Source organism: Enterobacter sp. SORGH_AS_0287 (assembly GCF_031453695.1).
GTDB lineage: Bacteria > Pseudomonadota > Gammaproteobacteria > Enterobacterales > Enterobacteriaceae > Enterobacter > Enterobacter ludwigii.
In genome coordinates this window covers 3675386-3698602 of record NZ_JAVIZW010000001.1, presented here as the reverse complement: position 1 = coordinate 3698602, position 23217 = coordinate 3675386, and the positions used below count along the sequence as shown (strand labels likewise).

Here is a 23217-nt window from a genome sequence, read left to right as displayed (position 1 = left end):
ATAAGAACAGGTAAGCCTTACCATGCCACATTCCTACGATTACGACGCAATTGTGATAGGTTCCGGCCCCGGCGGCGAAGGCGCTGCTATGGGACTGGTGAAACAGGGAGCCAGAGTAGCGGTGATAGAGCGCTACCATAACGTTGGCGGTGGTTGCACCCATTGGGGCACCATCCCTTCCAAAGCCCTCCGCCATGCCGTTAGCCGCATTATTGAATTTAACCAGAACCCTCTTTACAGCGACCACTCCCGACTTCTTCGTTCCTCCTTTGCTGACATCCTGAATCATGCAGATACCGTTATTAACCAGCAGACGCGGATGCGCCAGGGGTTTTATGAGCGTAACCACTGTGAAATTTTGCAGGGCAATGCGCACTTTGTTGATGAACACACCCTGGCACTCGAATGCCACGACGGGTCGGTCGAAACCATCACGGCGGAAAAATTTGTCATCGCCTGTGGTTCACGCCCATACCATCCGGCAGACGTGGACTTCTCCCACCCGCGCATTTACGACAGCGACTCCATCCTGAGCCTGCACCACGAACCCCGTCATGTGATTATCTATGGCGCAGGGGTGATTGGCTGCGAATATGCGTCGATCTTCCGGGGCATGGACGTGAAAGTTGATCTGATCAACACCCGCGACCGCCTGCTGGCCTTCCTCGATCAGGAAATGTCAGACTCGCTCTCTTACCACTTCTGGAACAGCGGCGTGGTGATTCGCCACAACGAAGAGTACGAGAAAATTGAAGGCTGCGACGACGGTGTGATCATGCATCTGAAATCGGGCAAGAAGCTGAAAGCAGACTGCCTGCTGTACGCCAACGGCCGTACCGGTAACACCGATTCTCTGGCTCTGGAAAATATCGGGCTCGAAACCGACAGCCGCGGTCAGCTGAAGGTGAACAGCATGTACCAGACAGCCCTGCCGCATGTGTATGCCGTCGGTGATGTTATCGGTTATCCAAGCCTGGCTTCTGCAGCATACGATCAGGGACGCATCGCGGCGCAGGCGCTGGTGAAAGGCGAAGCGACGGCACATCTGATCGAAGATATTCCGACAGGTATTTATACCATCCCGGAAATCAGCTCCGTCGGGAAAACCGAGCAGCAGCTGACGTCAATGAAGGTGCCTTACGAGGTGGGTCGCGCGCAGTTTAAACATCTGGCGAGGGCGCAAATCGTGGGAATGAGCGTGGGTACGCTGAAGATCCTGTTCCATCGCGAGACGAAAGAGATCCTCGGTATTCACTGCTTTGGTGAACGCGCGGCGGAGATTATTCATATCGGCCAGGCGATCATGGAGCAAAAAGGTGGTGGTAACACCATCGAGTACTTCGTTAACACCACCTTCAACTACCCGACCATGGCGGAAGCCTATCGGGTCGCGGCACTGAACGGTTTAAACCGCCTGTTTTAACGCATTGTCAAAATGGCCATCCATCGAACCACGGATGGCCTCTGCCAGCTGCTCATAGCGGCTGCGCAGCGGTGAACCCGGACGATAAACCAGACCAATGGTACGACGTGGCTCTGGTTTAATGCATGGCAGATAAACCACGCCGTCACGTTTACGTTCGCGCGGCACGGCCAGTGCCGGCAGCAATGTGATTCCACTTCCCGCCGCCACCATATTACGCAGCGTTTCAAGGCTGGTTGCGCGGAAATGGGTATCCTCGTCAGCACCCGCTTCGAAGCAGAAGCCCATCGCCTGATCGCGCAGGCAGTGACCATCTTCCAGCATCAGCAGTTTTTCACCGGCCAGATCGGCCATCGGCACGCGATCGCGGTTCGCCCATGGGTGATCTTCATAGATCGCCAGCATCATGGGCTCATCAAACAGCGGCACTTCGATAAAAGCTTCGCTCTCTTTGACCAGCGCCAGAATGGCACAGTCGAGCTTGCCGCTGTCTAACTGCGCCAGCAGCTGATGGGTTTGCGCTTCATGCAGATACATTTCGAGTTTCGGGAACGTCTGATGCAGCATTGGAATGATGTGCGGCAACAGGTACGGGCCAACGGTTGGGATCAGGCCAATATGCAACGGGCCGGACATCGCCTCCCCCTGCTGGCTTGCCATTTCCTTGAGCACTTTGACCTCGCGCAGCACGGTGCGCGCCTGATCCACCAGCAGCAGACCTGCCTGGGTGAACAGTACCTTACGACTGGTGCGCTCCAGCAGCATCACGCCCAGCTCGTCTTCCAGCTTGCGGATCTGGCCGCTCAGGGTAGGCTGGCTGACGTGGCAGGAATCTGCCGCGCGGCGAAAATGGCGGTGCTCGGCTAGCGCTACCAGGTATTCAAGATCACGAATATTCATTATTCATCCTCCGTCGCCACGATAGTTCATGGCGATAGATAGCATAGCAACGAACGATTATCCCTATCAAGCATTCTGTTGAATAATACACCACATAGACGAGGCGGCACGTGCTTGACCCTTGACGTCCCCGCACCGTCAGCGAGTTTCTCTCAAAACTCGAACAACTAAAGCCAACGTGAACTTTTGCGGACCCCGTGGTCCGCTTTTTTTTTGCGTAAAAAAGCCCGGGGATAAAAGCAAAATGGCAACCGAAGTTGCCATTTTTAGTGTTTACGCCCTCTCCCGGTGGGAGAGGGCCGGGATGAGGGCACCAGCCCGCACTCATCAAACCAGCCGGTTTTTCGCATCCGCAATCGCCTGCGCGACCTGCTTCGGTGACACGCCGCCTTTCGCTGCACGCTTATCCAGACAAGACTGTAACGCCAGAATCGGATACACATCATCACCGATAACCGCACTGAATTTCTGCAGGTCGGTCAGCGGCAACGCTTCCAGTGCCTTACCCTGACGAATGGCTTCAACCACCGCTTCACCGACAATATGGTGCGCTTCACGGAACGGTACGCCTTTCGCCACCAGGTAATCGGCAAGCTCGGTCGAGTTTGCATAGCCCTGCTGCGCCGCTTCCTGACAACGCGGGCGTTTCACCTGAATGCCATCCAGCACCAGCGCGCCCATATGCAGGCAGTCCAGCCAGGTATCGAGCGCGTCGAACAGCCCTTCTTTGTCTTCCTGCATATCTTTGTTATACGCCAGCGGCAGCCCTTTCAGGGTCATCATCATGCCGGTCAGCGCGCCCTGCACACGGCCACACTTACCGCGGATAAGCTCCAGCGCATCCGGGTTTTTCTTCTGTGGCATCAGAGAGGAGCCTGACGTCACGCGGTCAGACAGCTCAACAAACCCGGCTTCACCGGAGTTTGAAGAAAATCAGGTCTTCGGCAAAGCGCGACAGATGCACCATGCCGATAGACGCATTGGAAAGCAGCTCCAGCACGTGATCACGGTCAGAGACGCTGTCCAGGCTGTTACGGGTGGCTGAAGCAAAGCCCAGCCAGCCTGCCAGCTGGTCACGGTCGATTTCATAGGCCGTCCCTGCCAGCGCACCGCTGCCCAGCGGGCTCACGTCCAGACGCTTCAGGGTATCCTGCAGACGGCTTTCATCACGCGCCAGCATCTCAACGTAGGCCAGACACCAGTGCGCAAAGGTTACCGGCTGCGCGCGCTGCAGGTGGGTATAACCCGGCATCACCGCGTCCTGATTGTTCTGCGCGGTTTCCACCAGCGCACCCTGCAGCTGACGGTTGGCTGCCAGCAGTTCACCAACGGTATCTTTACACCACAATTTCAGATCAGTCGCGACCTGGTCGTTACGGCTACGCCCGGTATGCAGTTTTTTACCCAGTTGGCCGACTTTATCGATGAGTTTCCCTTCCACCCAGCTGTGAATATCTTCCGCATCGCTGGCGAGGATCTGCTGCGGGTCCAGACGCACCTCTTCCAGCAGGTTATTCAGCGCCTCTTCCAGCTGCAGCTGTTCGTCTGCGGTCAGAACGCCCACGGTGACCAGCGCTTTGGACCAGGCCACAGAGCCGACGATATCCTGCTCGGCCAGGCGGTAGTCGAAGCGCAAAGAGTCGTTGAACTGTTTGAACCGTTGATCCGCTGCCTGTGTAAAACGCCCACCCCAAAGTGCCATAACATGCTTCCTTAATATCTTTGAATTTCATTGCCCGGCTGCGCTGCGCTGACCGGGCCTGCAGAATCGGTAAATTGCTTACGCCAGAATACGCGTGCCAATCGGCGTGCCGTTAAACAACGCCGGGAGTTGCTCCGCGTGGCGCCAGGAGGCGATGTCCACCGGACGTCCGAGCGTACGCGCGGCATCCAGCGCCGCATTGACTTTGACGATCATGCCGTCGGTAATAATGCCCTGCTCGATAAGCTGTTCGGCTTTCGCTGCGGTCATTTCCGCAATACGCTGGCCTTTGCCGTCGAGAATACCGCTTACGTCAGAGAGCAGAATCAGGTCCGCGCCCAGCGTAGCCGCCAGAGCCGTTGCCGCCTGGTCTGCATTGACGTTCATCAGCTCGCCCTCTTCGGTCACCCCGATAGAGCTCACCACCGGCAGGAATCCTCCTTCCAGCAGCATGTTAATCAGCTTAGGCGAACCAGGCTGTGCCAGTCCAACGTGTCCGAGCTCTTCGTCGAGCTGGGTCACTTTTACGCTGTCACCATCGCCCAGACACAGACCGACAGAGGCGATATGGTGTTTCTTCGCCCACGCCAGCAGCGTTTTGTTCGCCGTCCCCGCCAGGGCACCGGTAATAATATCAATCTGGTCAGCAGGCGTGACGCGCAGGCCATTTTTCTTTTTCACCGGCAGGTTGAGCCCTTTCATCAGCTCATCAACCACGCAGCCGCCGCCGTGCACAATCACCAGCGGACGTTGGTGTGATTCGCGATAGTTCACCAGCGCGGTAAAAAGACGCTCCAGCGCTTCTTCGCTGTCCAGCAGTACACCACCGAGTTTGATAATTAATGGGTTCATCATCACACCTTAAATAAGAGCCTGGGTTTCCGGGAAACCGAAACGAATATTTGCACACTGCATTGCCTGCGCGGCAGCGCCTTTAAGTAAGTTATCTTCCGCAGCCACCACAATCAGGTGCTCACCCTGCACGGCAAAGCCAATGTCGCAGAATGGCAGGCCAACCACGTTTTTCAGCGCCGGCACGCCTTTGTCGTACAGGCGCACCAGCGGTTTGTCCGCATAGGCCTGCGTAAAGGCTTCGCTCACCTGTTCGTGGGTCACGCCGGGTTTCAGGCGGCAGGTGATGGTTTCGAGGATCCCACGCGGGAAGCTGCCCAGATGCGGCGTGAAGATAACATCCGCACCCAGATGCGTCGTGATTTCAGGGTGGATGGCGGTGATTGAACACGCCATACGGCTGAAGGCTCACTTCGCAGAAGCTGTTAGCGATAGCGGCTTTACGCCCCGCGCCGCTGACACCACTGGTGGCGTTGATCACCGGCCACTGGTTCAGATCCAGCAGGTCTGCGTCGATCAGCGGCTTCAGAGAAAGCTGTGCCGCCGTCGGATAACAGCCCGGCACGGCAACCAGATCCGCTTCCTTCAGTTTATCTGTGCTCCACTCCGCCAGGCCGTATACCGCTTTTTCCAGCAGTTCAGGGTGTTGATGGGTGAAACCGTAATATTTTTCGTAGAACGCGCCGTCATTCACACGGAAGGCGCCGGAGAGGTCGAACACCACACAGCCGGCCGCCAGACATTGCGGAACCAGGTCGTGGCTGACTTCGTGCGCGGTAGCTAAAAACACCACGTCGACGCCGTCGGTGAACGCGCGGATGTCAGACATTGGCTGCAGCGGCAGATCAACAATGCCTTTAAGTTGCGGATGCAAATCGGAAATTAACTTTCCTGCATCATTGCTTTGCGCTGACACGGTCAAAGCGGTTATGGTCATATGAGGATGGCGATTCACGTAGCTTACAAGCTCTGCGCCCGCATAACCGCTAGCGCCTACAATCAGCGTATTCAACATCGGGTTCCTTTATGCTCAACGTTAATGTATTTTTATTCACATTTATTGCATGAATATTGATACTATCACGACCTAAGGTGTGTCAACAATGAAAATGAACTTACCGCCATTTATCGAGATTTACCGCGCCCTGATTGCCACACCCTCCATCAGTGCGACCGAAGAAGCGCTGGATCAGAGCAATGAGTCTTTAATCAATCTGCTGGCAGGTTGGTTTAGCGATATTGGGTTTAACGTTGAGGTTCAGCCCGTCCCCGGAACACGCCATAAATTTAACCTGCTCGCCAGTACCGGACAGGGTGCCGGCGGCCTGCTGCTGGCCGGTCATACCGATACCGTTCCCTTTGACGATGGTCGCTGGACGCGCGATCCGTTCACCCTGACCGAGCATGACAACAAGCTTTACGGTCTGGGCACCGCCGACATGAAAGGCTTTTTTGCTTTTATCCTCGATGCGCTGCGTGACGTGGACGTGACAACGCTGAAGAAACCGCTCTACATTCTGGCCACTGCCGATGAAGAGACCAGCATGGCCGGGGCGCGCTACTTCTCTGAAAACACCTCGATTCGCCCGGATTGCGCCATTATTGGTGAACCAACGTCACTGCAGCCAATCCGCGCCCACAAAGGCCATATCTCCACGGCGGTGCGCGTGCTGGGCCAGTCAGGCCACTCCAGCGATCCGGCGCGCGGCGTCAACGCCATCGAACTGATGCACGACGCCATCGGCCGCATCATGCAGTTGCGCGACTCGCTGAAAGAGCGTTATCACTACGACGCATTCACCGTGCCTTACCCGACGCTGAACCTCGGCAGCCTGCACGGTGGCGATGCATCCAACCGTATCTGCGCCTGCTGCGAACTGCATATGGATATCCGTCCGCTGCCGGGCATGACGCTGAGCGATCTCGACGGCCTGTTGACCGAAGCGCTGGCGCCGGTCAGCGAGCGCTGGCCGGGCCGCCTGACGGTCTCCGAGCTTCATCCGCCGATCCCTGGCTACGAATGTCCGCCGGATCATCAACTGGTTGAAGTCGTGGAAAAGCTGCTCGGCGAGAAAACCGACGTGGTGAACTATTGCACCGAAGCACCGTTTATTCAGACCCTGTGTCCTACGCTGGTGCTTGGCCCGGGTTCCATCAACCAGGCTCACCAGCCGGATGAATATCTGGAAACGCGCTTTATCAAACCGACCCGTGAACTGATTACTCAGGTCGTGCATCACTTCTGCTGGCATTAAAATGCCCCTGAGGGTTCCCTCTCCCGGTGGGAGAGGGTCAGGGTAAGGGCAACAAATCCCGCGATCTTCGTCACATTCCCATAAGCATCTCTTATCTGACGCAAAGCGAATTAAATTTCGTAAATTACCCACATTTATTCGTTTGCTGAACCGTTTTCGCAGCAATTGACGACGGGGGTTTTACGTGGCTTTATAAAGGGAGATGACAAAATATTGTCCAAAAGATTTTCGATTGGGCATAAACAAAAATGATGGGGTGACTGGGTTTTTATGAACGAACAATATTCCGCGTTGCGTAGTAATGTCAGTATGCTCGGCAAAGTGCTTGGAGATACCATCAAAGATGCGTTGGGGGAAAACATCCTCGACCGCGTTGAAACCATCCGCAAGCTGTCAAAATCTTCCCGTGCAGGTAACGAGGCCAGTCGTCAGGAGCTGCTCACCACCTTGCAGAACCTTTCTAACGATGAGCTGCTGCCCGTTGCCCGCGCCTTCAGCCAGTTTCTGAACCTGGCAAACACCGCTGAGCAATACCACAGCATTTCGCCGAATGGCGAAGCTGCCAGCAACCCGGAAGTCATTGCCCGTACGCTTCGTAAACTGAAAGACCAACCAGACCTCAACGAAGACATCATCAAAAAAGCGGTGGAGTCCCTTTCGCTGGAGCTGGTTCTGACCGCTCACCCAACCGAAATCACTCGCCGCACCCTGATCCACAAAATGGTGGAAGTGAACAACTGCCTCAAGCAGCTGGATAACAAAGACATTGCTGACTACGAACGCAACCAGCTGATGCGCCGTCTGCGCCAGCTGATTGCCCAGTCCTGGCACACCGATGAAATTCGTAAGCATCGTCCAAGCCCGGTCGACGAAGCCAAATGGGGCTTTGCAGTAGTGGAAAATAGCCTGTGGGAAGGGGTGCCGAACTACCTGCGTGAGCTGAACGAGCAGCTGGAAGCGAATCTGGATTACCGCCTGCCGGTCGATTTTGTGCCGGTGCGCTTCACCTCCTGGATGGGCGGCGACCGTGACGGCAACCCGAACGTCACCGCGGAAATTACCCGCCACGTGCTTCTGTTGAGCCGCTGGAAAGCAACCGACCTGTTCCTGAAAGATATTCAGGTATTGATCTCCGAGCTGTCGATGGTAGAGGCCACGCCGGAACTGCGCGCGCTGGCCGGCGAAGAAGGTGCCAGCGAGCCGTATCGTTTCCTGATGAAAAAACTGCGTGGCCAACTGATGGCGACGCAGGCCTGGCTGGAAGCGCGTCTGAAAGGCCAGCGCCTGCCGAAGCCGGAAGGCCTGCTGAGCCAGAACGAGCAGCTCTGGGAGCCGCTGTATGCCTGCTATAAATCGCTGCAGGCCTGCGGAATGGGCATCATCGCGAATGGCGAACTGCTCGACACCCTGCGTCGCGTGAAGTGCTTCGGCGTGCCGCTGGTGCGTATTGACGTCCGTCAGGAAAGCACCCGTCATACCGAAGCGCTGGGCGAACTGACCCGCTATCTCGGCATCGGCGACTATGAAAGCTGGTCCGAAGCGGACAAACAAGCCTTCCTGATCCGCGAACTGAACTCCAAGCGTCCCCTGCTGCCACGTAACTGGGAGCCAAGCAACGAAACCCGCGAGGTGCTCAACACCTGTAAAGCGATCGTTGATGCGCCAAAAGGATCGGTGGCTGCCTATGTGATCTCCATGGCGAAAACGCCGTCTGACGTGCTGGGCGTTCACCTTCTGCTCAAAGAAGCCGGTATCGACTATGCCCTTCCGGTTGCACCGCTGTTTGAAACCCTTGATGACCTGAACAACGCCAACGACGTCATGACGCAGCTGCTGAACATCGACTGGTACCGCGGCTTTATTCAGGGCAAACAGATGGTGATGATTGGCTATTCCGACTCCGCAAAAGACGCGGGCGTCATGGCGGCATCCTGGGCGCAATATCAGGCACAGGACGCGTTGATCAAAACCTGTGAAAAAGCGGGCATCGAACTGACGCTGTTCCACGGACGCGGCGGCTCGATTGGCCGTGGTGGCGCGCCAGCGCATGCGGCACTGCTGTCACAACCGCCGGGAAGCCTGAAAGGCGGCCTGCGCGTGACCGAACAGGGTGAAATGATCCGCTTTAAGTACGGCCTGCCGGAAGTGACCATCAGCAGCCTGTCGCTCTACACCAGTGCAATTCTGGAAGCGAACCTGCTGCCACCGCCAGAGCCGAAAGAGTCCTGGTGCCATATCATGGACGAGCTATCAGATATCTCCTGCGATCTGTACCGCGGCTACGTGCGTGAAAACAAAGATTTTGTGCCTTACTTCCGTTCAGCTACCCCTGAGCAGGAGCTGGGTAAACTGCCGCTGGGTTCACGCCCGGCTAAACGCCGCCCGACCGGTGGTGTAGAGTCTCTGCGTGCCATCCCGTGGATCTTCGCCTGGACCCAGAACCGTCTGATGCTGCCCGCCTGGCTGGGCGCAGGCGCGGCGCTGCAGAAAGTGGTGGAAGATGGCAAACAGAACGAACTGGAAACCATGTGCCGCGACTGGCCATTCTTCTCCACCCGTCTGGGTATGCTGGAGATGGTCTTCTCGAAAGCAGACCTGTGGCTGGCGGAATACTACGATCAGCGTCTGGTGAAGCCTGAGCTGTGGACGCTGGGTAAAGAGCTGCGCGAACTGCTGGAAGACGACATCAAAGTGGTGCTGGACATTGCTAACGACTCGCACCTGATGGCGGATCTGCCGTGGATTGCCGAGTCCATCCAGCTGCGTAACATCTACACCGACCCCCTGAACGTCCTGCAGGCGGAGCTGCTGCACCGTTCACGTCTGGCGGAAGAAGAAGGTAAAGAGCCGGATCCACGCGTCGAACAGGCGTTGATGGTGACGATTGCAGGCGTTGCGGCAGGTATGCGTAACACAGGCTAATCCATTGGCTTCATACAGGCCCGGCAGCGCTAACGCTGCCGGGCGATATCCGGTATTCACGCCATGCACCACGACATCAGCACCCTTCTGACCGACCTCATTAATGGCACCGTCGCGCTACGTGACGTACGGTTTGTCGCCCCGCCCGACCCACACTCCCGCACAACGCCTTGCCTGGTCATTAACCTCGATAATGCCTGCGAAGCGTGGTTTTCTTCCTCTGCGGAGGGGTTACTTCATACCGGTCACGCGCTCAGCATCAGCTTCGGTAAACAGCAGCTGTCGCTTCGTCTTTATCGGGATAACGTGCTTATACAGCACCAGCAGGTTGCCCGGCGCGGCCCCCGAACCGGAGCGTTTCTCCTGCAAACGCTGGCCGAGCTGCAGATGCAGCCTGATGAACAGGAAACGGCCAGACTGGTGGTACTGAGTATGCTCAGCCACTGTCGCGATCTTCTTGGCAGCGACATTCATACTGACAGCCGCAGTCGTGCTTTGTTTGAAGCCATCCGGCGCTATCTCGATGAACATCACGCCTCACCGCTGACCCGCGATTCCGTGGCGCGGGCGTTTTATATTTCACCCAACTACCTTTCACATCTGTTTCAGAAGACCGGGAACGTGGGGTTCAATGAATACCTGACCCAAACGCGTCTGGAACACGCGCGCCAGTTGCTCAAGGGTTATGATCTAAAAATCAAAGACATTGCCGCCCGCTGCGGCTTTACAGACAGCAACTACTTCTGCCGCCTCTTTCGTAAACATACCGAACGCTCCCCTTCCGAGTACCGCCGCCAGTATCACAGCCAGCTGACTGCCAAAAACTAGCATTGTGATCGCCCTCTCACTTCACTAAGCACATTACATTTGTCCAGTATTTGGCAAAATTGACCTGTATCCCCGGCCAGCAGCCCCACCTTATCCTTAAGTTAACCTTTCTGACTTAAGGAAAAATAATGGAACTGTATCTGGATACCGCCAACGTGGCAGAGGTTGAGCGCCTGGCGCGCATTTTTCCGATTGCCGGCGTCACCACCAACCCGAGCATTGTAGCCGCCAGCGGCGAAACCCTCTGGAACGTACTGCCGCGTCTGCAAAACGCCATCGGGCCACAGGGTACGCTGTTTGCCCAGACCATGAGCCGTGAAGCCGAAGGGATGGTGGCAGAAGCCAAACGCCTGAGTAACGCCATTCCTGACATCGTGGTGAAAATCCCGGTGACCGCACAGGGCCTTATGGCGATAAAAATGCTGAAAAAAGAGGGCATAACCACGTTGGGCACGGCCGTTTACAGCGCCGCCCAGGGTTTACTGGCCGCGCTGGCGGGAGCGAAATATGTCGCACCGTATGTTAACCGCGTCGACGCTCAGGGCGGGGACGGCATTCGTATGGTACAGGAGCTGCAATCCCTGCTCGAATGCCACGCCCCAGAAAGCAGCGTACTGGCCGCCAGCTTCAAAACACCACGTCAGGCGCTGGACTGCCTGCTCGCCGGATGTGAAGCAATCACGCTTCCTTTAGATGTAGCGCAACAAATGCTCGGCACCCCGGCGGTAGAGTCAGCCATAGAGAAGTTTGAGCACGACTGGAAAAACGCGTTTGGTAACCTCAATCTCTAAGGGAGATCTGTTATGGACCGTATCATTCAATCGCCGGGGAAATATATCCAGGGCGCTGATGTTCTCACCCGTCTCGGCGACTATCTGAAACCACTGGCAACACGCTGGCTGGTTGTGGGCGATAAGTTTGTGCTGGGTTTTGCACAAGAGACCTTGCTTGAGAGTTTCAAAAAAGCGGAAATTCATGCTGAAATCGCGCCCTTCGGTGGCGAATGTTCGCAAAACGAGATCGATCGCGTGAAAAAACGGGCCGACGGCGCCGACTGTATGGCGGTGCTCGGTATCGGCGGCGGGAAAACGCTGGATACCGCCAAAGCGCTGGCGCATTTTATGGACGTGCCCGTTGCCATCGCCCCGACTATCGCTTCCACCGACGCCCCGTGCAGCGCCCTTTCCGTCATTTATACCGACAGCGGTGAATTCGATCGCTACCTGATGCTGCCGCATAACCCGAACATGGTGATTGTCGACACCCGGGTGGTGGCTGGCGCTCCGCCGCGTCTGCTGGCCGCCGGGATAGGCGATGCCCTTGCCACCTGGTTTGAAGCGCGCGCCTGTTCCCGTAGCGGCGCAATCACCATGGCGGGCGGAAAATGTACCCAGGCTGCGCTAGCCCTAGCCGAGCTGTGCTACAACACGTTAATTGAAGAGGGTGAGAAAGCGATGCTCGCAGCCGGGCAGCACGTGGTCACACCGGCGCTGGAGCGCATCATTGAAGCCAATACCTATCTGAGCGGCGTTGGATTTGAAAGTGGTGGACTGGCGGCCGCACACGCCATTCACAACGGAATGACCGCCGTGCCGGAGGCACATTCGTTCTATCACGGTGAAAAAGTGGCGTTTGGGACGCTGACGCAACTGGTGCTGGAAAATGCCCCGGTAGAGGAAATTGAAACCGTCGCGGCGCTGTGTCACAGCGTAGGTTTGCCCATCACGCTGGCACAACTGAATATTAAAGAGGATATTCCGGTCAAAATGCGGCTGATTGCCGAGGCTGCCTGCGCAGAGGGGGAAACCATTCACAACATGCCAGGCGGGGTGTCACCTGATCAGGTTTACGCGGCGCTGCTGGTGGCCGATCAGTACGGGCAACGGTTCCTGCGGGAGTGGGCGTAACCGGTATGGCCGGATAATAAAAAAATCCCCGCCGAAGCGGGGATTGTATTTACTGCAGATCAAACCGATCCAAATCCATCACCTTCGCCCAAGCGGCAACAAAGTCGCGGACGAATTTCTCATGGGCGTCGCTGCTGGCGTAAACCTCGGCCAGCGCGCGCAGCACGGCGTTCGAACCGAATACCAGATCGGCACGCGTGGCGGTGTATTTCACTTCACCACTGGCGCGATCGCTGCCGGCAAACAGCTCGTTTGATTCATCGGTCGCTTTCCACTGGGTATTCATGTCCAGCAGGTTCACGAAGAAATCGTTACTCAGCACGCCTTCACGATGGGTGAACACGCCGTTCTGACTGCCATCGAAGTTCGCCCCCAGTACGCGCAGACCACCAATCAGCACCGTCAGTTCTGGTGCAGTGAGCGTCAGCTGCTGGGCCTTATCAATCAACAGAGACTCGGTAGTGGAGGCATCAACCTGTGCACGGTAGTTACGGAAGCCATCGGCAATCGGTTCGAGCAGGTTAAACATCTCGATATCCGTCTGATCCTGGCGCGCATCAACGCGGCCCGGCGTGAACGGTACATTGACGTAAACGCCGGCCTCTTTCGCCGCCTGTTCAACACCCACCACACCTGCCAGCACGATGATATCGGCCAGTGACGCTTTATTCGTGGTACGCTGAATAGCTTCCAGAGCGGGTAACGCGCGAACCGCTGCGGCGTTAACTTCCCAGTCGCGCTGAGGTGCCAGTGCCAGACGCGCACCGTTGGCGCCGCCACGCTTATCGCCACCGCGGAAGGTCGATGCAGACGCCCAGGCAACGGAAACCAGGTCGCTCACGGACAGACCCGAGGCAATGATTTCCGCTTTCAGACTCTCTATGTCCTCTTTGGTCGGGTTGAACACCGCCTGCGGCAGTGGATCCTGCCAGATGAGATCTTCTTTCGGCACTTCCGGACCAATGTAACGCGCTTTTGGCCCCATATCACGGTGGGTCAGCTTGAACCACGCGCGGGCAAAGGCTTCGTTAAAGGCCTGCGGATCGTTCAGGAAGCGGCGGGAGATTTTCTCGAACTCGGGGTCAAAACGCAGCGTCAGATCGGTGACCAGCATCGTCGGTTTGCGCTTTTTCGACGGGTCGAACGGATCTGGCATAATGTCTGGTGCATCCACGGCTTCGAACTGAATCGCACCCGCCGGGCTGCGGGTCTGCACCCACTCGTATTTGAACAGGTTCTCGAAGAAGTAGTTACTCCACTGGGTCGGCGTTTGTGACCAGATGACTTCCAGCCCGGAGGTGATCGCATCTGCGCCAACGCCGGTACCGTGCGTACTGGTCCAGCCCAGACCCTGCGCTTCAATTGGCGCGGCTTCCGGGTCGGCGCCGACATGGGTCGCTTCACCTGCACCGTGGGTTTTACCGAGGGTATGACCGCCAGCAATCAACGCAACGGTCTCTTCGTCGTTCATCCCCATGTTGCCAAAGGTGGCACGGATCGCCGCGGCCGCTGACAGTGGTTCACCGCTGGCGTTTGGCCCTTCCGGGTTAACGTAAATCAGCCCCATTTCGGTGGCTGCCAGTGGGCGCTTCGCCAGTGCTTCCGGGTCACGGTGGGTGAGCCAGGCTTTTTCATCACCCCAGTTCACGTCCATATCCGGTTCCCAGACATCTTCACGCCCGGCCCCAAAACCAAAGGTACGGAAGCCAGAGTTCTCCAGCGCCACGTTACCGGCAAGGATGAAGAGGTCAGCCCAGGAAATTTTTTGACCGTATTTTTGTTTGATAGGCCACAGGAGACGGCGCGCTTTATCCAGGCTTACGTTATCTGGCCAGGAGTTCAGGGGGGCAAAGCGCTGTTGACCGCGCCCTGCGCCACCGCGACCGTCAACGGAGCGATAGGTACCTGCGCCGTGCCAGGCCATACGGATAAACAGGCCCGCATAGCTGCCCCAGTCGGCTGGCCACCACGGCTGAGAGTCGGTCAGAAGTGCTTTGAGATCGCCCTTGAGCGCTGAGTAATCGAGTTTGCTGAATTCTTTGCGGTAGTCAAAGTCTTCACCCAGAGGGTTAGAACGGTTGGAATGTTGATTAAGAAGATCGACGCGGAGTTGTTTTGGCCACCAGTCGCGGCTGCCTGTGCCTGCCCCCGCGCTGTGATCGACGCTGCCCTGATGGAACGGGCACTTGCCGATTGATGCCGCATTATTGCTGTCGTCTGACGTGCTCATCGCTATGCTCCCTTTTACAGTGTTACCGTTACGATATACGCCCTTGTTGATAAGGTATAGTTGAGATAACCCACAGATTCGATAGTTAATTCCGTTTAATTTCCCATTGAAAGTATGTGCGTTCTGTACGTCAAAGGCAGCATTGCTGATATGGCGGGGAAATAAAACCCTTATAAATCAAAAAACCCTCCGAAGAGGGCTTCTATTTGTTATGCGCCAGGCCGTACACCCAGCGTATGGCAAATGGCGTAACTCATTTCCGCGCGGTTGAGCGTATAGAAGTGGAAATCCTTCACTCCTTCACGACTCAAGATCTTCACCATGTCCATCGCGATGTTTGCGCCCACCAGCTTGCGTGTTTCCGGATCATCGTCCAGCCCTTCGTACATTTTAGACATCCAGTGCGGAATGCGCACATTGGTCATATCGGCAAATTTCTTCGCCTGTTTGAAGTTAGAGACCGGCAAAATTCCCGGGATAATTTCGACGTCGATGCCCGCGGACACACAGCGGTCACGAAAGCGCAGGTAGCTTTCCACATCAAAGAAGAACTGGGTAATGGCGCGGTTCGCACCGGCGTCCACTTTACGCTTCAGGTTAAGCAGATCCGCCTGGGCGCTTTTCGCTTCCGGGTGAACTTCAGGGTAAGCGGCAACGGAAATGTCGAAGTCTGCGACCTCTTTCAGCAGCGCGACCAGATCGGTGGCGTACATGTCCGGTTTACCGCTCCCCGGCGGCAGGTCACCGCGCAGGGCGACGATATGGCGAATACCGTTGTTCCAGTAGTCCTGGGCAATGGCACGCAACTCATCGCGCGTCGCGTCGATACAGGTCAGGTGCGGAGCCGCTTCCAGACCCGTACGGTCCTTAATGCCTTTAATGATGCTGTGCGTACGGTCACGCTCACCGGAGTTAGCACCGTAGGTGACGGAGACAAACTTCGGTTTCAGGCTGCTCAGGCGATCGATAGAGCTCCAGAGGGTTTGCTCCATTTCACTGGTGCGCGGCGGGAAAAATTCAAAAGAGACGTTAATCTGACCATTTACTTCGGCCAGGCTCTGATTCAGGGCTTCCCGCTGGTTGGCGTGAAAAAAGCTCATACCTTACCTCATCAATCGCGTGTCATTGTGTGTTGTGTTTCGAACTTCTATACGTTTAGACGTCCAGATGTAAAAATGACGGAAAAGCGGAGGGACGTCAACAGAAATAATCGCCAGGAATGGTGAGGAATGCTCAGGGAAGATGAAGGGAGTTCATGATGGCGGGTGAGTGCGGTCTGATGCCCTCACCCTGTCCCTCTCCCACCGGGAGAGGGAACAAGAAAGATTACAGCAGTTTAGCCAGACGGTTGATGTCAGACTGGATGGCCCCGGCGGTCACATCGCGCCCCGCACCCGGGCCACGGATCACCAGTGGGTTATCACGGTACCAGCGGCTTTCAATGGCGAAAACATTATCGCACGGCAGCAGTGCCGCCAACGGATGTTCAGGACGAACCGCCTCGACACCCACACGTGCTTTTCCGTTCGCTTCGAAACGCGCCACGTAGCGCAGCACCAGTCCCATCTCGTTTGCCGCTTCCAGACGTTGCACCATCTGCTCGTTCAACTCTTCGCCGTTCTCGAAGAAGTGGTCGACAGAGTCGTCCTCACAGCCAGCAGGCACCAGCGACTCAACGCGGACGGCATCAGGTTCGATGTCATAACCGGCTTCGCGCGCCAGGATCACCAGCTTACGCATAACGTCTTTACCGGAGAGGTCAACGCGTGGGTCAGGCTCCGTTAAGCCCTGCTGCCATGCCTGATCCACCAGGTCAGTGAACGGCACGGTGCCATCAAACTGCAGGAACAGCCAGGAGAGCGTGCCGGAGAAGATGCCACTCAGCGCCAGAATGCTGTCGCCGCTTTCAATCAAATCACGCACGGTATGGTTAACCGGCAAGCCAGCGCCCACCGTGGCGTTATACAGCCAGTGACGGCCTGTCTTTTCAAACGCGTCGTGGATTTGACGATACTTGTCCGTGCTGCTCGCCCCCGCCAGCTTATTGGCGCTAATAACATGGAAACCGTGGCTGGCGAAATCAAGATACTGATCGGCAAGCTGTTCACTGGCGGTCACGTCCAGCACAACCAGATCGTCATACGGGTGCGCGCGCATCCAGAGGAACAGCGACTCTTCGTCCTGTTCAACCGCTTCATCGTTAAAGAAGGCCAGCGCCCGGCTGGCGTCCAGCCCTTCGTAGTTCAACAGGCTGCGGCGGCTGTCCACCACGCCCGCGAGAATAAATTCAAACCCGGTACGCGCTGAGAGGGTCACCTGCTCGCGAGCGAACAGCTCCAGCCAGCGTGAGCCGATGTTTCCTTTGCCAAACAGCACCAGTCCAATGCGTTTCTCCGCACGGAACAGAGAGGTATGCAGCCCCTGAATCAGACTCTCGGTGGGTCCTTTACGCAGTACGGCCACCAGGCTGATGCCCTCTTCCGACTGCCAGGTGAATTCAACCGGCTGGCCTTTCAGCTGCTGCCAGAAACGGTGGCAGTGCAGCGGGTTGCGGGTAACGCCCGCCCCCACCATCGCCACCAGCGCCAGACCCTGACGCAGGCGAAGCTCGCCCGGCAGGCCCGCTTCATCAAGAATTTTCAGGGCGCTGTCCGCCACTTCGGCGGTGTAGCAGAACTGCAGCAGCTGGCGGTCGTTATGCACGCCAACGGCGAGCGGACGCACCTGGGCGCGTTTAAGGATCAGGTCGATGTCTTTGTGTGCCAGTTTGAAATCCTGGCCCGCCGGGACCTGGAACTCAATCAGGCAGATGTCGTCATGGCTGGTCACAATTCGCGCCCCCGTACCGGACGCCAGGACGCGTTCGATGCGGGTAGAGCCTTGATCCGGGGTGTAACTACAGCGCAGCTGCAGGTCGATGTCGCTCCCGGAAACCGGCTGTAGCGTACGCGCATGCAGAACCGGTGCCGCCAGGCGTGCCAGCTCGCTGGCCTCGTCCAGACGCAGCAGCGGCAGCAGGCAGGCATCTTTCACTTTACGCGGGTCAGCACTGTAGACACCGGCCACGTCGCTCCAGATGGTGACGCGGGAAACGCCTGCCAGCGCACCAATTTGCGTCGCTGAGTAGTCAGAGCCGTTACGTCCCAGCAGCACGGTTTCACCGGCACTGCTGCGGCTGATAAAGCCGGTCACCACAATACGTTTGCCCGGATGCTGAACCAGTAGCTGTTGCAGCAGCGGATATGACAAGCCTTCATCCACCTGTGGCTGAGCGGCGCGTTCGGCACGCAGGAAGTCGCGCGCGTCAAGCCAGGCCGCATCCACGCCCAGGTGTTGCAGCACGGCCGCCATCAGGCGCGCAGACCACACTTCACCGTGGCCGACCACCTCGGCATACACCGCGTCGGTAATACCGCTGTCCAGCAGGGCAGCCAGACGCTCAAGGTCATGCGTAAAGGCGCTAATCAATCCGTCCGCGACGTCCGCTGGCAGTAAGCCGGCAATCAGCTCACTCTGGTAACGACGTAAGGACTGTTGCACCTGATGCGCAGAGAGGCGATCGGTCTGACTCAGTTTGAGCCAGCTAATCAACTGGTTGGTGGTGCTGCCAGCCGCGGAGACAACCATCATGTCCCCCGGCTGCGAATACTCTGTCATGATCCCTGCGACACGCAGGTAACACTTCACATCAGCAAGACTACTACCACCAAACTTGTGCAGTTGACGACCCTTCGCCCCTGCCTGCGCTATCACACTCATGATTACCCCTTGGCTGCGACCCGGAAGCCATTTTCCAGATCGGCAATTAAATCTTCAGAATCTTCAATACCGGTCGAGATACGCAGCAGCGTCTCAGAAATACCGGCGGCGGCACGTGCTTCTGGTGCCATACCTGCGTGCGTCATGGTCGCGGCGTGGGAGATCAAGCTTTCAACCCCACCTAATGATTCCGCCAGCGTAAACAATGACAGCCCGCTCAGGAAGCGACGCAGCGTTTGCTCGTCACCGTCCAGTTCAAAACTTAACATCGCGCCAAATCCCTTTTGTTGACGCGCGGCAATCTCGTGCCCCTGGTTTTCCGGCAGCGACGGGTGATAGAGCTTTTTCACCAGCGGCTGGGTCTTCAGGAAATCGACAATCGCCTGAGCATTACGCTGCGCCACTTCCATGCGCGGCGACAGCGTGCGGATACCGCGCAACAACAGGTAGCTGTCGAAAGCGCTCGCAGTGACGCCAATGTTATTGGCCCACCATGCCAGTTCGGTGACAACGTCGGGATCTTTTGCAATCACCACGCCCGCTACCACATCAGAATGACCGTTCAGATATTTTGTGCATGAATGCAATACCAGATCGGCACCCAGCGCAAGCGGGTTCTGAAGGGCCGGACTGAGGAAGGTATTATCCACTACACTTATCGCTCCCGCATCCCTTGCGCGCTGACAAATTTTCGCAATATCGACGACGCGCAACAATGGATTGCTTGGACTTTCCACCAGCACCAGCTTCGGTTTCTCTGCCAGCGCCTGTTTCAGCGCCTGTTCGTCGTTTTGATCGACAAACAGCACGCGGTAGCACCCGCGTTTTGCGAGGCTGTCAAACAGACGATAGCTACCACCGTAACAGTCGTGCGGTGCCACCAGCAGGTCGCCCGGCTTCAGAAATACCGTCGTCACCAGGTGAATCGCAGACATCCCGGTGTTGGTTAACACGGCGCCTGCACCGCCTTCCAGCTCCGCCAGCGTGCGCTGGGTTACGTCACGCGTCGGGTTGCCGCGACGGGAGTAGTCATGCGCACGGGGTTCATTAAAACCGGTAAAATTGTAAGTACTGGAAAGATGAATTGGCGGGACAACACAGCCGTACTGCTCGTCATCATTTAATCCGCTACGCACTGCGATGGTGGCCTGTTTACGCGTCATGGTGAAGGCTTCCTGGCTAAAAGAGGTGAAAAGTCAGGCACCAGAGTAAACACTGAAAGTATGGACGTCAATACATCTGGACATCTAAACTTCTTTGCGTATAGATTGAGCAATGCGCAAATAGCCGTTAAAATTATATGCTTTAGTGCACGCTGCAGCGGCAATATCCGTGCCACGGTATCGTCTCTACGGTAAACTACGCTGGATTACGGTCAAAACTGGCGATGACGGGTTTTGCACCTTTAGATTAATGACTGAGAGGATTAAAGGTATCTCATGGCTGAATGGAGCGGCGAATATATCAGCCCATACGCTGAGCACGGTAAGAAGAGTGAGCAAGTAAAGAAAATTACGGTTTCCATTCCTCTGAAGGTGTTGAAGATCCTCACCGATGAACGTACGCGTCGTCAGGTGAACAACCTGCGCCACGCGACCAACAGCGAACTGCTGTGCGAAGCGTTTCTGCATGCGTTTACCGGTCAACCGTTGCCAAACGATGAAGATCTGCGCAAAGAGCGTAGTGATGAAATTCCGGAAGAGGCGAAGGTGATCATGCGTGAACTGGGTATCGACCCGGATACGTGGGAATACTGAGAAGCGGATACAAAAAAGGCACCTTGCGGTGCCTTTTTTTCGGGAAACTTACTTAGCGCCCGGGATGCTGAAACGCTTGTTGAAGCGGTCAACACGGCCACCGGTTGCAACATCACGCTGCTTACCAGTGTAGAACGGGTGGCATTTGCCGCACACGTCCAGGTTCAGATCGTGACCCACGGTAGAGCGGATCTGGATAGAGTTACCGCAAGAACAGTTTGCAGTAATCATTTCGTATTTCGGGTGAATATCTTTTTTCATGGGAGAACCTCAGTTAAGGCCGCGTCGCTCTTCCAGCCCTAACGCCAGACACCACGCGATGTTGAATGTAAGTTCTTTGGCGTAAAGTACACCAAAGGCGGCGAATCATACAGAATTTGACCAACGTATGCAAACTGATCCGCACGCCGCTTTCACTAATGTGTATACTAACGCGCCACTTTTCAAGTCAGGAAGATTCGATGCCCGTCGCTCACGTTGCCCTGCCCGTTCCGCTTCCCCGCACCTTTGACTATCTGCTGCCTGACAGCATGAGCGCCAAAGCGGGCTGTCGCGTGACCGTGCCATTTGGCAAACAGCAGCGTATTGGGATTGTGGTGTCGGTGAGCGATAAGAGCGAATTGCCGCTCAATGAGCTGAAAGCCGTCGCGGAGGTACTGGACAGCGAGCCCGTGTTCTCCACCAGCATCTGGCGGCTCCTGCTGTGGGCGGCAGATTACTACCATCATCCCATCGGCGATGTCCTGTTCCACGCCCTGCCTATTATGCTTCGTCAGGGTAAAAGTGCCAGCCACGCTCCCCTCTGGTATTGGTTTGCCACTGAGGAGGGTCAGGCGGTCGATATCAATAGCCTGAAACGCTCGCAGAAACAGCAGCAGGCGCTGGCGGCCCTGCGTCAGGGGAAAATCTGGCGACATCAGGTTGATGAGCTTGCGGTGAGTGAAACGGCGCTGCAGGCCCTGCGCAAAAAAGGGCTGAGCGAACTGGCAAGCGAGGCGCCTGCCCTTTATGACTGGCGGGACAGTTTCTCCGTTTCAGGGGATCGTCTGCGACTCAACACCGAGCAGGCCACCGCCGTAGGAGCCATTCACAGCGCCTCCGATCATTTCTCCGCCTGGCTACTGGCAGGGGTCACCGGCTCCGGCAAAACAGAAGTGTATCTCAGCGTACTGGAAAACGTGCTTGCGCAGGGTAAACAGGCGCTGGTGATGGTTCCGGAAATCGGCCTTACGCCACAAACCATCGCTCGTTTTCGCGAGCGGTTTAATGCGCCGGTTGAAGTGTTACATTCGGGCCTGAACGACAGCGAGCGCCTCAGCGCCTGGCTGAAAGCCAAAAACGGCGAAGCGGCGATTGTGATTGGCACCCGTTCCTCGCTGTTTACGCCGTTTAAAAACCTCGGCGTTATCGTCATCGATGAAGAGCATGACAGCTCCTATAAGCAACAGGAAGGCTGGCGCTATCACGCCCGCGATCTGGCCGTTTATCGCGCCCACAGCGAGCAAATCCCGATTATTCTTGGCTCCGCGACGCCCGCCCTCGAAACGCTGCATAACGTTCGCCAGCGTAAATACCACATGCTGCGCCTGACGCGGCGCGCAGGGAACGCGCGCCCTGCCATTCAGCATGTGCTGGATCTAAAAGGCCAGCAGGTGCAGGCGGGGTTAGCGCCTGCGCTTATCACCCGGATGCGCCAGCATTTGCAGGCCGGTAATCAGGTCATTTTGTTCCTTAACCGCCGCGGGTTTGCCCCGGCGCTGCTGTGTCACGACTGCGGCTGGATTGCCGAATGCCCGCGCTGCGACCACTACTACACGTTCCATCAGGCCCAGCGCCATTTGCGCTGCCACCACTGCGACAGCCAGCGGCCGGTACCACGCCAGTGTCCGTCATGTGGCTCAACGCATATCGTGCCGGTCGGTCTGGGGACGGAGCAACTGGAGGAGGCCCTTAAGCCTTTCTTCCCTGACGTTCCTCTTTCCCGCATCGACCGTGACACCACCAGCCGCAAAGGGGCGCTGGAACAGCAGCTGGCGGAAGTGCATCGCGGTGGCGCACGCATTCTGATTGGCACGCAGATGCTGGCCAAAGGGCACCACTTCCCGGACGTAACGCTGGTCGCCCTGCTGGACGTAGACGGCGCGCTGTTTTCGGCCGATTTTCGCTCAGCAGAACGTTTTGCCCAGCTTTATACCCAGGTTGCCGGACGTGCCGGTCGCGCAGGCAAACAGGGTGAGGTGGTTTTACAGACCCACCATCCTGAACATCCGTTACTGCAAACCCTGCTGCATAAAGGCTATGACGCGTTTGCGGAGCAGGCGCTGGCAGAACGCCAGACGATGCAGCTTCCGCCGTGGACCAGCCACGTCATCATCCGCGCAGAAGATCACAACAACCAGCAGGCACCGCTTTTCCTGCAGCAGCTGAGAAACCTCCTGCAGGCCAGTCCGCTGGTGGATAACCCGCTGTGGATACTGGGGCCGGTGCCGGCGCTGGCACCAAAGCGTGGTGGACGTTTCCGCTGGCAGATTTTGCTCCAGCACCCTTCGCGCATCCGCCTGCAACATATCGTCAGCGGCGCGCTGGTGCTGATCAATACCCTACCGGAAGCGCGCAAAGTGAAGTGGGTGCTGGACGTTGATCCTATCGAAGGCTGAAGACGGATCGAAAAATTTAACGCTC

General features: G+C 56.8%; 15 protein-coding genes and 2 pseudogenes. 8 read left to right on the top strand and 9 right to left on the bottom strand.

Translation table 11 applies throughout. The features are described from left to right. The first annotated feature begins 22 nt into the window (after positions 1 to 22). The gene (gene sthA / locus QE396_RS17520) at positions 23 to 1423 is read left to right on the top strand and encodes a Si-specific NAD(P)(+) transhydrogenase (protein ID WP_014172175.1); all 1401 of its coding nucleotides are present in this window, start codon (positions 23 to 25) and stop codon (positions 1421 to 1423) included. Here the strand turns inward: sthA and oxyR are convergent. The 4 genes and pseudogenes from oxyR to argC form a co-directional block, all read right to left on the bottom strand. Further along, positions 1406 to 2323: a DNA-binding transcriptional regulator OxyR gene (oxyR, locus tag QE396_RS17515; protein ID WP_014172176.1), complete on the bottom strand. Its 918-nt coding sequence runs from the start codon at positions 2321 to 2323 to the stop codon at positions 1406 to 1408. The two genes, sthA and oxyR, sit on opposite strands and share 18 nt — an antisense overlap. Positions 2324 to 2650: 327 nt before the next feature. Beyond that, positions 2651 to 4025, bottom strand: a pseudogene (gene argH / locus QE396_RS17510) (argininosuccinate lyase). 78 nt (positions 4026 to 4103) lie between these two features. Further along, entirely contained in the window at positions 4104 to 4880 is a 777-nt protein-coding gene (argB, locus tag QE396_RS17505) for an acetylglutamate kinase (RefSeq protein WP_086462987.1), read from the bottom strand. A gap of 6 nt (positions 4881 to 4886) precedes the next feature. Continuing rightward, a pseudogene (argC, locus tag QE396_RS17500) lies at positions 4887 to 5892 on the bottom strand (N-acetyl-gamma-glutamyl-phosphate reductase). A gap of 88 nt (positions 5893 to 5980) precedes the next feature. Between argC and argE the strand changes: the two are divergent. From argE to QE396_RS17475, 5 genes are all read left to right on the top strand, one after another. Continuing rightward, complete coding sequence (gene argE / locus QE396_RS17495; RefSeq protein WP_020883942.1) at positions 5981 to 7132, top strand: acetylornithine deacetylase; 1152 nt, start codon at positions 5981 to 5983, stop codon at positions 7130 to 7132. Between the two features lie 270 nt (positions 7133 to 7402). Then, complete coding sequence (gene ppc / locus QE396_RS17490; RefSeq protein ID WP_014172182.1) at positions 7403 to 10054, top strand: phosphoenolpyruvate carboxylase; 2652 nt, start codon at positions 7403 to 7405, stop codon at positions 10052 to 10054. 63 nt (positions 10055 to 10117) lie between these two features. After that, the gene (locus QE396_RS17485) at positions 10118 to 10882 is read left to right on the top strand and encodes an AraC family transcriptional regulator (RefSeq protein WP_040018280.1); all 765 of its coding nucleotides are present in this window, start codon (positions 10118 to 10120) and stop codon (positions 10880 to 10882) included. Positions 10883 to 11010: 128 nt separating this feature from the next. Next, positions 11011 to 11673, top strand: a complete 663-nt coding sequence (gene fsa / locus QE396_RS17480) for a fructose-6-phosphate aldolase (protein ID WP_163304486.1) — start codon at positions 11011 to 11013, stop codon at positions 11671 to 11673. A gap of 12 nt (positions 11674 to 11685) precedes the next feature. After that, complete coding sequence (locus QE396_RS17475) at positions 11686 to 12789, top strand: glycerol dehydrogenase (RefSeq protein WP_309951886.1); 1104 nt, start codon at positions 11686 to 11688, stop codon at positions 12787 to 12789. A gap of 49 nt (positions 12790 to 12838) precedes the next feature. Here QE396_RS17475 and katG read toward each other — a convergent pair whose 3' ends face one another. The 4 genes from katG to metB form a co-directional block, all read right to left on the bottom strand. After that, positions 12839 to 15019: a catalase/peroxidase HPI gene (katG, locus tag QE396_RS17470; RefSeq protein ID WP_025202761.1), complete on the bottom strand. Its 2181-nt coding sequence runs from the start codon at positions 15017 to 15019 to the stop codon at positions 12839 to 12841. 209 nt (positions 15020 to 15228) lie between these two features. Then, positions 15229 to 16119 (bottom strand): methylenetetrahydrofolate reductase, encoded by an 891-nt coding sequence (metF, locus tag QE396_RS17465; protein ID WP_014172187.1) that lies wholly within the window; start codon positions 16117 to 16119, stop codon positions 15229 to 15231. A 226-nt stretch (positions 16120 to 16345) separates the two neighbouring features. After that, complete coding sequence (locus tag QE396_RS17460; RefSeq protein ID WP_020883947.1) at positions 16346 to 18778, bottom strand: bifunctional aspartate kinase/homoserine dehydrogenase II; 2433 nt, start codon at positions 18776 to 18778, stop codon at positions 16346 to 16348. A gap of 2 nt (positions 18779 to 18780) precedes the next feature. Further along, entirely contained in the window at positions 18781 to 19941 is a 1161-nt protein-coding gene (metB, locus tag QE396_RS17455; RefSeq protein WP_014172189.1) for a cystathionine gamma-synthase, read from the bottom strand. Between the two features lie 276 nt (positions 19942 to 20217). Between metB and metJ the strand changes: the two genes are divergently transcribed. Continuing rightward, positions 20218 to 20535: a met regulon transcriptional regulator MetJ gene (gene metJ / locus QE396_RS17450; protein ID WP_007369220.1), complete on the top strand. Its 318-nt coding sequence runs from the start codon at positions 20218 to 20220 to the stop codon at positions 20533 to 20535. Positions 20536 to 20583: 48 nt separating this feature from the next. Here the strand turns inward: metJ and rpmE are convergent, their stop codons facing one another. Then, on the bottom strand, positions 20584 to 20796 hold the full coding sequence (gene rpmE, locus QE396_RS17445) for a 50S ribosomal protein L31 (RefSeq protein WP_003862040.1): 213 nt from the start codon (positions 20794 to 20796) through the stop codon (positions 20584 to 20586). 200 nt (positions 20797 to 20996) lie between these two features. Here rpmE and priA point away from each other — a divergent pair, with 200 nt between their 5' ends. Beyond that, a complete protein-coding gene (priA, locus tag QE396_RS17440; protein WP_020883948.1) occupies positions 20997 to 23192 on the top strand; it encodes a primosomal protein N' in 2196 nt (731 codons plus the stop codon). Positions 23193 to 23217 lie beyond the last annotated feature (25 nt).